The organism is Pseudomonas sp. B21-053 (assembly GCF_026016365.1).
Classification (GTDB): Bacteria; Pseudomonadota; Gammaproteobacteria; order Pseudomonadales; family Pseudomonadaceae; genus Aquipseudomonas; species Aquipseudomonas nunensis.
Genome location: NZ_CP087205.1, coordinates 2,998,675 through 3,010,837 on the forward strand (window position 1 = coordinate 2,998,675; position 12,163 = coordinate 3,010,837).

At 61.2% G+C, this 12,163-nt stretch carries 12 protein-coding genes; 9 read left to right on the forward strand and 3 right to left on the reverse strand.

Going from position 1 to position 12,163, the window contains the following annotated elements:
* The first annotated feature begins 5 nt into the window (after positions 1-5).
* From LOY68_RS13805 to LOY68_RS13830, 6 genes are all read left to right on the forward strand, one after another.
* The gene (locus tag LOY68_RS13805) at positions 6-251 is read left to right on the forward strand and encodes a ferredoxin family protein (protein ID WP_007946457.1); all 246 of its coding nucleotides are present in this window, start codon (positions 6-8) and stop codon (positions 249-251) included.
* A gap of 301 nt (positions 252-552) precedes the next feature.
* Complete coding sequence (locus LOY68_RS13810; RefSeq protein ID WP_265045241.1) at positions 553-1,959, forward strand: ABC transporter substrate-binding protein; 1,407 nt, start codon at positions 553-555, stop codon at positions 1,957-1,959.
* 142 nt (positions 1,960-2,101) lie between these two features.
* On the forward strand, positions 2,102-2,884 hold the full coding sequence (locus tag LOY68_RS13815; protein WP_265045243.1) for an ABC transporter permease: 783 nt from the start codon (positions 2,102-2,104) through the stop codon (positions 2,882-2,884).
* Positions 2,884-3,732, forward strand: a complete 849-nt coding sequence (locus tag LOY68_RS13820) for an ABC transporter ATP-binding protein (RefSeq protein ID WP_054047644.1) — start codon at positions 2,884-2,886, stop codon at positions 3,730-3,732. The genes LOY68_RS13815 and LOY68_RS13820 overlap by 1 nt, the downstream gene beginning before the upstream one ends.
* On the forward strand, positions 3,729-4,691 hold the full coding sequence (locus tag LOY68_RS13825; RefSeq protein ID WP_265045245.1) for a HEAT repeat domain-containing protein: 963 nt from the start codon (positions 3,729-3,731) through the stop codon (positions 4,689-4,691). The genes LOY68_RS13820 and LOY68_RS13825 overlap by 4 nt, the downstream gene beginning before the upstream one ends.
* Positions 4,688-4,966: a DUF971 domain-containing protein gene (locus LOY68_RS13830; RefSeq protein WP_265045247.1), complete on the forward strand. Its 279-nt coding sequence runs from the start codon at positions 4,688-4,690 to the stop codon at positions 4,964-4,966. Before LOY68_RS13825 ends, LOY68_RS13830 begins: the two co-directional genes overlap by 4 nt.
* A gap of 111 nt (positions 4,967-5,077) precedes the next feature.
* Here the strand turns inward: LOY68_RS13830 and LOY68_RS13835 are convergent, their stop codons facing one another.
* The 3 genes from LOY68_RS13835 to LOY68_RS13845 all read right to left on the reverse strand — a co-directional run bounded on the left by LOY68_RS13835 (position 5,078) and on the right by LOY68_RS13845 (position 9,530).
* Positions 5,078-6,736: a phosphoethanolamine transferase gene (locus LOY68_RS13835; protein ID WP_265045249.1), complete on the reverse strand. Its 1,659-nt coding sequence runs from the start codon at positions 6,734-6,736 to the stop codon at positions 5,078-5,080.
* A gap of 216 nt (positions 6,737-6,952) precedes the next feature.
* Positions 6,953-7,690 carry a TorF family putative porin gene (locus LOY68_RS13840; protein ID WP_265045250.1) on the reverse strand — a complete coding sequence of 246 codons (738 nt, stop codon included), beginning with the start codon at positions 7,688-7,690 and terminating at the stop codon, positions 6,953-6,955.
* Between the two features lie 97 nt (positions 7,691-7,787).
* A complete protein-coding gene (locus tag LOY68_RS13845) occupies positions 7,788-9,530 on the reverse strand; it encodes an amidohydrolase (protein ID WP_265045252.1) in 1,743 nt (580 codons plus the stop codon).
* Between the two features lie 103 nt (positions 9,531-9,633).
* Here LOY68_RS13845 and LOY68_RS13850 point away from each other — a divergent pair, with 103 nt between their 5' ends.
* The 3 genes from LOY68_RS13850 (at position 9,634) to imuA (ending at position 12,158) form a co-directional block, all read left to right on the forward strand.
* Positions 9,634-10,557: a LysR family transcriptional regulator gene (locus LOY68_RS13850; protein ID WP_054047654.1), complete on the forward strand. Its 924-nt coding sequence runs from the start codon at positions 9,634-9,636 to the stop codon at positions 10,555-10,557.
* Between the two features lie 366 nt (positions 10,558-10,923).
* Positions 10,924-11,541, forward strand: coding sequence for a transcriptional repressor LexA (gene lexA, locus LOY68_RS13855; protein ID WP_163909811.1), 618 nt, complete (start codon positions 10,924-10,926; stop codon positions 11,539-11,541).
* Entirely contained in the window at positions 11,541-12,158 is a 618-nt protein-coding gene (gene imuA / locus LOY68_RS13860) for a translesion DNA synthesis-associated protein ImuA (RefSeq protein ID WP_054055082.1), read from the forward strand. The genes lexA and imuA overlap by 1 nt, the downstream gene beginning before the upstream one ends.
* Positions 12,159-12,163 lie beyond the last annotated feature (5 nt).

Sequence of the window (12,163 nt, forward strand, 5' to 3'; positions counted from 1 at the left end):
GTGAAATGGCCTATCAACCCCAGGAAATCTTCTTCCGCTCCAACGCACCGGTCACGGTCGATGAAGACCTTTGCATCGCCCACAAAGGCTGCACCGTGTGCGTCGACGTCTGCCCGATGGACCTGCTGGCAATCAACCCAGCCACACAAAAGGCTTACATGGCGTTCGACGAATGCTGGTACTGCATGCCGTGCGAAAAGGACTGCCCGACCGGGGCGGTGAAAGTCGAAATCCCGTACCTGTTGCGCTGAAACACCGTCCCAATGTGGGAGCGGGCTTGCTCGCGAAAGCGGTGGGTCATCCAACATTGATTTCGACTGATACACCGCCCTCGCGAGCAAGCCTGCTCCCACAGTGGACCGAGGCCAGCCGCAAATGTTGTGTACACCCGGCAACCTGTGGGAGCGAGCCTGCTCGCGAAGAGGCCGGCCCAGACAACAAAAAAGCCATCCGGCAACCACCGGACGCCTGATCCAAAACACCCCTCGTTTCCCACCACGCCCTGATCGTGGCGGAGACGAACATCCAATAAATGATTCGAGGGGATTCACCATGTTCTTGCGCGCAACACTGGCCGGTCTGGTACTGGCGTCATTCACCTTGTCGGCCTCGGCCGAAACCATCCGCATCGCCATCGGCACCCAGGACACCACCATCAACTGCGCCGCCGGCGGCCTGCTGATCCGTGAACTCGGCCTGCTGGACAAATACCTGCCCCACGACGGCCAATACAAAGACGCCAAATATGACGTGGAATGGAAAAACTTCACCAGCGGCGCGCCCCTGACCAACGAGATGGTCGCCGGTAAACTCGACTTCGGCGCCATGGCCGATTTCCCCGGTGCGTTCAATGGCGTGGCGTTCGAAACGGCGGGCAAGCACAGCCTGTTTATCAGCGTGCTTTCGGGCAGCACCAAGGGCAGCGGCAACGGCATCGTGGTGCCGAGCGCGTCCGGCGTGCAGTCGTTGGCAGAGCTCAAGGGCAAGACCATTTCCGTGCCGTTCGCGTCCACCGCCCACGGCATGTTGCTGCGCGCCGTGGTCGCTCAAGGCTGGGATCCGCTGAAGGATGTGAACATCATCGCCCAACCACCGGAAGTCGCCGGCTCGGCGTTGCAGGCCGGGAAGATCGACGCGCACGCCGACTTCGTGCCGTTCGCCGAGCTGTTCCCGAGCCGAGGCTTCGCGCGCAAGATTTACGACGGCGCCCAGGCCAACGCGCCGACCTTCCATGGCGCGCTGGTGGATCAGGCGTATGCGAAGAAGTACCCGGAAATCGTCGTGGCTTACCTGCGTGCGAGCATCGAAGCCAATCAACTGCTGGCAGCGGAACCGGAGAAATACAGCGAGCTGATCGCCAAAGTCACCGGAGTCGATGCCGAGGTCAATTACCTGTTCCACGGTCCGCTGGGCGTGCAAACCCGCGACCTGAGCTGGAAGCCGGAATACCGCCAGGCAGTCGGCACCGCCATCGATACGCTGAAGTTGTTGAAGAAGGCTGACCGTGGCCTCGACCTCAATACCTTCATCGACGACCAATACATCCGCGCCGCATTCAAAGCTTCGAACCTGGATTACACCGCGCAACTGGCCAACTATGCGCAGACACCGCTCAAGGCTGTGGATGCGGTCAGCGGCAAAGCCATTACCGATGTCAGCCATGTGGCTGAAATCTGGGTGCGCGGCGAACCGAAAGTCCGCCAGTACACCTCGGCGGAAGTGGCGTTCACGGCGTTGGCCGGGTTGAAGGCGGAAGGCAAAAACATCCGCGCGGTGTATGCCCAGGCGAGTGACAGCGGGATCAAATTGCTGGCGGATCAGGCGTGGTTTGCCAGCGATGAGAAAGGCCGCCTAAGTGCCTTTTTGCTTAAGGGGCAGGCCCAACAATTCGCCACGGCCCAGGGCGGCAAAGTGTTCGACTTCACCGATGCCACCACCCAAGCCGTCGCTACCCGATAAGTACCAAAACACCGAACCCTGTAGGAGCTGTCGAGCAAAACGAGGCTGCGATCTTTTGACTTCGCCTTTAAAGACAAAATCAAAAGATCGCAGCCTTCGGCAGCTCCTACAGGGTGATGTGTTCGCCAGTTGGAAGTTATGTATGTCCAGATCCTATTTACGCTGGCTCCCCCGAGCCTCCTCACTGCTGCTCTGCCTGCTGTTCTGGCAACTCGCCGCCAGCCACCACTGGAACCTCGGCCTTGTCACCTTCGCAAACGTCCCGACCCCACTGGCGGTGATCCAGGCCGCACTGGGGCTCGGCGACTCCGGCAAGCTCGGCCAGCACCTGAGCAGCAGCCTCAGCCGGGTCTTCGCCGGTTACCTCGCGGCGCTGGTCATCGGCATCGCATTGGGCCTGGCCATCGGCCGTTCGAAATGGGCGGAAGACTTGCTGCTGCCACCACTGGAAGTCTTGCGACCGATCCCCGCAGTCGCCTGGATTCCCCTGGCCATCCTGATGTTCCCATCCTCGGAACTGTCGATGGTTTTTATCACCTTCACCGGCGCGCTGTTCCCGATCCTGCTCAACACCATCCACGGCGTCGAAGGCGTCGATCCACGCCTGATCGCCTCCGCCCGAAGCCTCGGCGCAGGGCGTCGCGCCATCTTGCTGGAAGTGATCCTGCCCGGTGCCGCGCCGAGCATCATCACCGGCCTCGCCATCGGCATGGGCACGTCGTGGTTCTGTCTGGTGACTGCGGAAATGATCTCCGGCCAGTACGGCATCGGCTATTACACCTGGGAGTCCTACACGATCCAGAACTACGCCGACATCGTCGTCGGCATGTTGCTGATCGGAGTGCTCGGGATGGGCAGCAGCCTGCTGATCAAACGCCTCGGCGGGCTGTTCACGCCTTGGCATCGACCACGAGGAAAAGCCTGATGAGCGTTTTTCAACACCCGGAAGGGCACATCGATATTCGCGGGTTGTCCATCAGCCTGGGGGAGGGCAGCGCTGCTTTCGAAGCGGTCCAGGGTCTGGATTGCCAGATCGAGCCGGGGCAGTTCGTGTGTATTCTCGGGCCGTCCGGCTGCGGCAAATCCACCTTGCTCGGCGCCTTGGCCGGGCATCTGCAACCGCGTATCGGCACCTTGAACGTCGATGGCGCGCCGATCTCCGGCCCGTCACCGCAACGCGGCATGGTGTTCCAGCATCACACGCTGTTCCCTTGGCGCACGGTGCGCGACAACGTGGCGTTCGGCCTGAAAATGCGCGGCATCGGCAAGACCGAACGCCACAAAGCCGCCGATGAAATCCTCGCGCTGGTGGGGCTGGAAGGCTTCGCCGAGCGCTGGCCGGACCAGCTCTCCGGTGGTATGCAGCAGCGGGTCGAAATAGCCCGGGTGCTGATCAATCGCCCACGCCTGTTGTTGATGGACGAACCGTTCGGTGCCCTCGATGCACTGACCCGATTGAACATGCAGGAACTGCTGCTGGACATCTGGACGCGGATTCGCACCACCGTGGTGTTCGTCACCCATGACATCGACGAAGCGCTGTTCCTCGCCGATCGCCTGTTGGTGATGAGTTCGCGCCCCGGTCGAATCATCGAAGACCTGCGCCTGGATTTCCCTCGACCGCGCACCACCGAGCTGGTCACCAGCCACGAATTTTCACGCTTGAAGCGTCACTGCCTCGAGTTGCTGCGTCACGAGGACGGTCGGCAGTTACCACGCCTGAACCCCCTCGGACTTCCCCCAGAAAACAAACTGCCGCGATTTGCCCTATGACCTCACTATTCGAAACAACCGATAACGACGACATTCTTGCCCTGCAACCGCGCCTGACCGATGACGATCCGGGCGTGCGACGCATTGCCCTGATCGAACTGGCCGACCTTGAGGAACCGGAAGGTTTGCTGTGGCTGGTCGATCGGCTGGCAGACGACCCGACCGAAGAAGTCCGTGCCGAAGCGGCGCGACTGCTGGAAGCCTGGGAGGATGAGCCGGTGGTCGAGGCGTTGTGCCAGGCGCTGACCGATCCATCGCCGGCCGTGCAGGCTGCGGCCGCGCAAAGTCTCAGCCTGCTGAAAAGCGAAGCCGCCGGCCGGGTGATTCTGCCGTGGACCGCGCATGCCGATATCAGCGTGCGGATTGCGGCGTTCAGGGCTTTGCGTGAGTTGCGTTTCCCCGATGCTGCCGCCGCTGCGTTGATCGCGCTGAAGGATGAAGACGCCAGCGTGCGCCGCGAAGCCGTTGGTGTACTCGGCTGGCTCAAGCAACTCGATGCGTTGCCTGCGTTAGCCCGATTGGCCAGCGATGACCCGGACACCGAAGTGCGCCGCGCCGCCACCGGCGCCCTCGGTTTGGCGTCCGATATTCAAGTACTGCCGGCGCTGCGCCAGGCCTTGCAGGATCAGGCGTGGCAAGTGCGCGAAGAAGCCGCCACCACGCTGGGCAAGGTCGGTCACACCGATGCCGGCCCGGCGCTGGTCGAAGCCTTGGGCGACGATTACTGGCAAGTGCGCCTGCGCGCCACCCGCAGCCTCGGCCGCCTGCGCTATGCCCCGGCGCTTGAAGCGCTGATCGAAACCCTCGGCCATCGCATCAGCAACCTGCGCAAGGAAGCGGCCCTGGCCCTTGGTGAATTGAACGATCGCCAAGCCATCGCCGCGTTGCAAGCCGCGCAAGACGACGGCGACCCGGAAGTGCGCAAAGCCGTGCGCATCGCCTTGAGTCAACTGCAATGAACCCGCTGGCGGTGGGCAACTCCCAGAGCAAACAGCAACTGCGGCTGAACTGGCCGGATGGGCGGGAGCAGTTGCTCGATCACGCCGAATTGCGCCGCCAATGCCCGTGCTCGCAATGCCGGGCGTTTCGGCTGCAAGGGCTGACGGTGAAGGTCGATTCGCGGATTCGCGTGGTCGAGCTCAACGCCCAGGGCTATGGCCTGCAACTGGTGTTCAGCGACGGCCACGAACGCGGCATCTACCCTTGGCCCTACTTGGCACAACTCGGTCTCTGATGCACCGAAATCCCATGTAGGAGCTGCCGAAGGCTGCGATCTTTTGACTTTGATTTTTAAAAGCAAGATCAAAGGATCGCAGCCTTCGGCAGCTCCTACACAGAGATTGTTTTATTTGCCGGCCGTCATCGGCGGTCGGCAGCCTCGGAAAATGTCCAGTCCCGGCTGATACAGCGAGGTCTGGACTTCGAACAAGCCGAGCACCGAGTGGAACAGGTTGTCATGGCTCAGGTCCGGCTGGCCGCTCTTGCCTTGCAGGCAACCACGGTCGATCCCCAACTGGGCCAAGGTGTTGTTGCCGAACCACATGACCATCGGCACATGGGTTTGCGCTTCCGGAGCCAGTGCATACGGCGCAGCGTGCAGATACAGGCCGTTTTCGCCCAGGGATTCGCCATGGTCGGACACATAGAGCATCGACGTATCGAGGGCGTCCTGATTGCGCTTGAGCAGTTCGATCACTTTGGCGAGGAAGTGGTCGGTGTAGAGGATCGTGTTGTCGTACACGTTGAGCAGTTCTTCGCGGCTGCAACTGCCCAGCTGATTGGTGTGGCAGATCGGTTTGAAGCGCTCGAGTTCTTTCGGGTAGCGCTCGTAGTATTCCGGGCCATGGCTGCCGTCGGCGTGCAGGACGATGATCGCGTTGCCCTTGAGGCTGTCGATGTAGCCTTGCAGATCCGCCAGCAACGCTTCGTCGAGGCAGTTATTGCCGTCGCAGAACGGCCCCGGCTGGTTCTTCGCGATGTCCCGGTGCGGCACCCGCAGGCAAGTGCCCTTACAGTCGCTGTTGTTGTCCAGCCACAGCACCTGCACGCCGGCCCGTTGCAGGATATCCAGCAAGCCTTCGTAGGTTTTGCCTTTCTTGTCGCTGTAATCCTCGCGCGGGAACATCGAGAACATGCACGGCACCGACACCGCCGTGGAGGTGCCGCAGGAGTGCACGTTCGTGAAGTTCAGGATATCCAGCTGGCTCAACTCGGGATTGGTCTTGCGCTCATAGCCATTGAGCGAGAAATGGTCGGCCCGGGCGGTTTCGCCGACCACGAACACCATCAGTGATTTCTTCTCGCGGCTGGTGGCCTTGGCGCTCATCACCGCGTCTTCACCGATGGCCTGCACCACGAAATGCTTTTTGATCCCCAGCCGCTGCTTGGCGTATTTGCTGATCGCGTAGATGTAGTTGGTCGGGTTGATGAAGTGGGTGAGCTTGTCTTCTTCGCGGAAGATCGGCGCGTAGGTCGAGTAGAACGTGCCTACCGAAGCGCCGATCACCAGCACACAGGCGACGATCACCAGGAGCTTGTTCAGCAGCCCACGAAAGAACGGTCGATAACTCACCGGCCAGCGCCAGACCAGCACCGTCGGCAGCACGCCGAGCAGCAACACGTAAGCCAGCAACTTGCCGTTGAACAGCGCGGTGGCTTCCGCCGGATTGGTTTCGAATACGTTCTGGATCATCACCGTGTCGATGGTGATCCCGTATTCGTTCATGAAATACGCGGCGCAGGAAGAGAGCAGGGCGACGAGTGTCAGCGCCGGTTTCAGCGTCCAGCGAAACGAAACCAGGGTCAAAAGCAGGGTGATGGCTGCCCACAAAAACAGCCCGAAGGAAATGAAAAAACCCAGTTTGTGCGCGCCTTGCAGGGTGATCAGCGTCCCCAGCGCCTTCCATGTTGCCAGGTTGTACAACGCCACCAGTGCCAGGGAAAACAGCAGCACCAGTCGGGTCGGTGTGATGGACGGTAAACGCAGTCCTTTGCCCAAAGCCATTTCAAACATTCCTCTACTCAAATACGGAGTGACGCGCGTAACTGTAGAAGAACATTGGTAAAAATTCCGTAAACATCCGGTCACATCTTTTCGCGCCCCCTTGCATCCGCCCCTGTAGGAGCTGCCGAAGGCTGCGTTCTTTTGATCTTGCTTTTAAAAAACAAAGTCAAAAGATCGCAGCCTTCGGCAGCTCCTACAGGGAGGGCATGGGTCGGGTCAGAAGGATTTGCTGATGCTGGCCACTACCGTCGCGGTGCACACGTCCTTGAAGCCCCAATTGCTCTCGCATTGGCTTTGCGAAAGGTCAGTGTCGATGTAGCTCAATCCAACCACCACCCCGGCCAGTTCGTGGCTCAGTTTCACTTCCCATTCGTGGTAGGCGTCCTCCGCGTGGCCGTTGGACGAGTACAGGTGCGGGTCCTTGAAATCCATTTCGCCGTAGCGCAGTTTCAAGCCCAGCCCATAAGGCAATTCGGTTTCGTAGCCGACGTAGGTGTAGAGCGAACTCTGCTTGCTATCGATCCCCGGCGCATCCGCCGAGTAATAGGCCGCGAGTTTCACCCCGTAAACGCTGAGAATCCCGTAGGTTTCGCTCTGATTGAACTGGCCTTCCTTCGGGTAGGCGTATTTCAGGTAGCCGAGGTCCAGGCTCACGGCATCGGTCGCCTGCCACAGCCAACCGGCGTAGTAGTCGATTTCCTGACGGGTTTTCAAACCTCCGCCGAAATCGACGTTCGAACTCCAGGCCCCCGCGTACAAACCGCTGCTATGGGCCAGCGTGACACCAGCCTGCACAGCGGGATCGTTCTGAGTTTGCGAGATACCACGAGTGCGGTAATCACTCGCCAGAGTCAAATCCACCAGTACGTTGAAGTCGTCATTCAACGCAATGGCCTGGCTGCTCAGGGGCAACACGCTCAAGGATCCGAGGGCGAACAGGGTGAAAGCTTTCATGGGTCAGTGCCTTTGTTTTGATTGTTTTGGGCAGATAGCGGGCAAGGCTGCGCCATACCCCGACGACAGGCGCAGGGGCGGGCAGCAATAGGTCTTCTTATAAAGTGGGTGCGTAGACTTCGCGGCCGGCGAACCAGGTTTGCAGCACTTGGGTGTCGTGCAGGGCTTTGTTGTCGACCTTGAACACATCGCGATCCAGCACGATGAAATCAGCTTGTTTGCCAGCCGTCAGTGAACCGATCTGCTTCTCCAACCCGATGGTCCGGGCGGCGTTGAGGGTGTAGGCGTAGAACATCGTTTCCCGGTCCAGACGTTCATCGCCATTCAGCACGCCCAACGGGCCGACGCGGGTGATAGCCTGGGCCATGGCATTGAAGGGATTCGGCGAAGACACCGGCCAGTCGCTGGCGCCCGCAATGGTCGCGCCTTGTTTGAGCAGCGAGTGCGCCGGGTATTGATAACGGAAGGCCAGGGCGCTGACGTAGGGCTTGATCATGTCCAGCGTGTAATCGTCGGCAGTCGCCCACAGCAGCTGCATCGAAGCGATCACGTTGAGCGGTTTGAACCGCGCAAACTCCTTCGGGTTGACCATTTGCAAGTGCGTGATCGAGTGGGTCACGCCGCTCTGGCGATCCTTGCGCGCTTGCTCGATGCCGTTCAGGGATTCGCGCACCGCGCGGTCGCCGATGGCGTGGATGTGCACCAGCCAGCCGCGCTGGTCGATGGCGCTGACCAGTTCGCCGAAATGCTTCGGATCAATCAGCAACTCACCCTGTTTGTGCGAGTTGCTGTACGGATCGATCATCGCCGCGCTCTGGGCCGGGTATTCGATCACGCCGTCAGCGAAGATCTTGATGCCGGGCAGCGTCAGGTTGGGAATGCCCTGGAATTGCTGGCGCACTTTGTCCAGCACATCGAGATCGGCCGGCACGCTTTTCGGATTGGCCACCAGCAGCGCGGCGACGTGCGCGGTCATGCCGCCGCTCTCGGACAGGGCTTTATAGGCCGGCAGCACGCCGACGGTTTTCTCCGTGGGCTTGAGGGCGAATACCGGCTCGCCCGGTGCGGCGTTGGCGGCGGGGTCCATCCACGCGGTGATGCCGAGGCTGTTGTTGTAGCGCACGGCGGATTGCGCGGCTTTGAGCATGTCGGCAGCGCTCGGCACCGGCATTTTCGAGGCGACCCGGTCCCAACCGGCGTCCACCAGAAAGCCATTCGGCGTGCCATCGGCGCGTTTGCCGATTGTGTCTTTCTCGGCGTCGGGCAGGTTTTTCAGCAGCGCAGCATCGATGCCGGCGCGTTGCAGCATCACGTCGTTGGCCCACGCGGTGTGATGGTCGCTGCCGGTGAACACCACGGGCACCTGAGCCCATTCGCCACTGTTGAATTTTTTGCCGAAGGCCTCGGCCTGCGCCCAATACGCCGAACTCATGCCGGCCACGCTCAGCACATCGCCATGTCTGGCCTTGCCGTCGTCACGCCAGCCGCGCAGGCGTTTTTCCAGTTCGTCGAGACTGACCACCTCGTCTTCCATATTCGCCGAGACCATTTCCAGACCGCCGAAAATCGCGTGGGAATGGCTGTCGATCAGGCCGGGCATCAGGGTTTTGCCGCCGAGATCGATCACTTTGGTGTTCGAGTCGATCAAGGCCTTGATCTGCGCATCGGTGCCGACTTTCAGCACCTTGCCGTTTTCTACCGCCAGGGCCTGCACCTTCGGTTGGGCGCGGTCGGCGGTGAAAATCTTGCCATTGAGCAGCACCAGATCAGTGGCGGCCATGGCTTCCATCGAGGCAAAACTGATCGCGGCCATCAATAGATTCGGGATGAATCTTTTCATTGAATGTTTCCTTATTATTGCGTCTGATGGCCAGATTAGTGGCTGCTCGCGCTCAGCAGAACGCCTGCCTCACGAAAAACGTTTTTGCCGGAATGGAAAAAGCATGGACAAGTTGGGTGCGTTGAAAATGTTCGTGGTCACCGCGCAGCTGGGCAGTTTCAGCCGCGCCGCCGAGCAACTGGGCAAGACCCCGTCGGCGCTGACCAAAGCGGTGAATCACCTCGAAGCCGAGCTCGGCGCGCGGTTGTTCGAACGCAGCACCCGGCGGATTTTGCTGACAGAAGTGGGGCGGCTTTATCTGGAAACCGCGCGCCAGGTGTTGCAGCGGCTGGAGGAGGCGGGCGAGGAGGTCGAGCAGATGCAGCATGGCCTGCGCGGCAGCCTGAAAATCACCGCGCCGCTGGCGTATGGGCAGGCGTTTCTGGATCAGGTGTGCGGTGGTTTTCTGGAGCAATACCCGCAGATCAACCTGCAAGTGGACCTGTGCGATGAGTTCGTCAATCTGCTGGAAAGTGGCTACGACCTGGCCTTGCGCGAAGGTCATGACGACTTGCCGGGGCTGATCGCCCGGGTGGTCGGCAGCAATCGCCTGGCGTTGTGTGGCAGCCCGGCTTACCTGGCGCGCAAAGGCGTGCCGGTGACGCCGCAAACCCTCGATGAACACGAATGGCTGTTGTATCGCCATCCGTTGCTCAGCCGCGAATTCTGGTGGGCCGAACGCGACGGCCAGCGCCTGAGCCTGCCGCAACCGCAGTCACCACGTTTGCGCAGCGACAATTACGACTTGTTGCTGGCGAATGCCCTGGCCGGTCGCGGCTTGCTGCATACGCCGTTGTGGAGCGCCGCGCCGTACATCGCCGACGGGCGGCTGGTGCGGCTGATGGCCGACTACGACATCGACCCGGACAGCTTCGGCGCGCACATTCTGGCGGTGTACCCGAGCCATCGGCGGGCGACGGCCAAGGTGGTGGCGTTTATCGATTACATCGCAGAATTTTTGGCGGCCCGTGGATTGGGTGATGACTGACATGGCTCCCCTTGTAGCAGCTGTCGAGCAGCGCGAGGCAGCGTTCGGCGGCGAAGCCGTCGTGAAATCGGCCACCGCGGTGTTTTAGGTAGACCGTGAGTACAGGGTTTGCGACGGCTCCGCCGCCGAACGCTGCCTCGCGCTGCTCGACAGCTGCTACAGGGACTTGCCAGTGACTGCGATCTTTTTGGCCTGACCTGGATTCCCTGTAGGAGCTGACGAGTGAAACGAGGCTGCGATCTTTTGATTTTGATTTTTTAAGATCAAAAGATCGCAGCCTCGTTTCACTCGTCAGCTCCTACACAGCTCCTACGCAGCGCTTACCGGATTGACGGTTGTTGTCAGGAAAACCTGAAAAGAGTACAAATGTACTCCATGACGACTCTCACTCCCCGCCGTACCGCCATCCTGACGTTTATCCGTGATCGAATCGCGGAGCACGGTCAGTCCCCGAGCCTCGCTGAAATCAGCGAGGCGTTTGGTTTCGCCTCCCGCAGCGTGGCGCGCAAGCATGTGCTGGCGCTGACCGAAGCCGGTTTTATCGAGGTCAACCCGCATCAGGCCCGGGGCATTCGCTTGCTTGGGCAACCGGCGCGGCCCGAGTTGCTGGATATTCCGGTCCTCGGTCGGGTCGCGGCGGGGGCGCCGATTGGTGCCGATGCCGAGGTGCACAGCCGTTTGCTGTTCGACCCGTCGATCTTCTCCCGGGTGCCTGACTACATGCTGCGGGTCCAGGGCGACTCGATGATCGAGGACGGCATTCTCGACGGCGACCTGGTGGGTGTGCACCGCAACCCCGAGGCGCTTAACGGCCAGATCGTGGTGGCGCGGCTCGACGGCGAAGTCACCATCAAGCGTTTCGAGCGGGTCGGCGACAGCGTGCGGTTGTTGCCGCGCAACCCGGCCTATAAACCGATCATCGTCGAAGCCGATCAGGACCTGGCCATCGAAGGGGTGTTCTGCGGTCTGGTGAGGCAAGGGTGATGGGCGCCGTCGTTGCGTTGGATACGCTGTTCAATGGCGGCCAGGTCTGGAAGGGCCGACCCGCGCCCCCGGCCGTCAGCCCGCAACCCACCGGGCATGCGGCGCTGGATGCGGCGTTGCCCAGCGGTGGCTGGCCGGAAGCGGCGCTGACCGAAATCCTCCTCGCCGGGCAGGGCGTCGGCGAGTTGCAACTGGTGTGGCCGGCGCTGGCGCGGCTGTCGGCGGCGGGTGAGCGCATCGTGCTGATCGCGCCGCCGTACGTGCCGTATCCCCAGGCATGGCAGAACGCCGGGGTCGATCTGCGCCAGTTGTCGATCATCCAGGCCAGCGAACGCGATGCCTTGTGGGCGGCGGAACAGTGCCTGCGTTCGGGCAGTTGCGGCGCGGTGCTGTGTTGGCCGCACAAGGCCGATGACCGGGCGCTGCGACGTTTGCAGGTGGCGGCGGAAACCGGTTCGACCCTGGCGTTTGCCTATCGCTCGCTGGCCGAGGCGGTCAACCCTTCGCCGGCCGCCCTGCGCATTGCCATCGATGCCAAGCCTGCGCAATTGCGAGTCTTGAAGTGTCGCGGCGGGTTGGCCCGTACGGCGCCGATTGCCTTTGCCATGGGACATTGAGGTTG

What these genes read in the sequence shown, in the direction of transcription:
- LOY68_RS13805 (WP_007946457.1), top strand. Translation starts at nt 6, where the DNA reads ATGGCCTATCAACCCCAGGAAATCTTCTTCCGCTCCAACGCACCGGTC.
- LOY68_RS13810 (WP_265045241.1), top strand. Translation starts at nt 553, where the DNA reads ATGTTCTTGCGCGCAACACTGGCCGGTCTGGTACTGGCGTCATTCACC.
- LOY68_RS13815 (WP_265045243.1), top strand. Translation starts at nt 2,102, where the DNA reads ATGTCCAGATCCTATTTACGCTGGCTCCCCCGAGCCTCCTCACTGCTG.
- LOY68_RS13820 (WP_054047644.1), top strand. Translation starts at nt 2,884, where the DNA reads ATGAGCGTTTTTCAACACCCGGAAGGGCACATCGATATTCGCGGGTTG.
- LOY68_RS13825 (WP_265045245.1), top strand. Translation starts at nt 3,729, where the DNA reads ATGACCTCACTATTCGAAACAACCGATAACGACGACATTCTTGCCCTG.
- LOY68_RS13830 (WP_265045247.1), top strand. Translation starts at nt 4,688, where the DNA reads ATGAACCCGCTGGCGGTGGGCAACTCCCAGAGCAAACAGCAACTGCGG.
- LOY68_RS13835 (WP_265045249.1), bottom strand. Translation starts at nt 6,736, where the DNA reads ATGGCTTTGGGCAAAGGACTGCGTTTACCGTCCATCACACCGACCCGA.
- LOY68_RS13840 (WP_265045250.1), bottom strand. Translation starts at nt 7,690, where the DNA reads ATGAAAGCTTTCACCCTGTTCGCCCTCGGATCCTTGAGCGTGTTGCCC.
- LOY68_RS13845 (WP_265045252.1), bottom strand. Translation starts at nt 9,530, where the DNA reads ATGAAAAGATTCATCCCGAATCTATTGATGGCCGCGATCAGTTTTGCC.
- LOY68_RS13850 (WP_054047654.1), top strand. Translation starts at nt 9,634, where the DNA reads ATGGACAAGTTGGGTGCGTTGAAAATGTTCGTGGTCACCGCGCAGCTG.
- lexA (WP_163909811.1), top strand. Translation starts at nt 10,924, where the DNA reads ATGTACTCCATGACGACTCTCACTCCCCGCCGTACCGCCATCCTGACG.
- imuA (WP_054055082.1), top strand. Translation starts at nt 11,541, where the DNA reads ATGGGCGCCGTCGTTGCGTTGGATACGCTGTTCAATGGCGGCCAGGTC.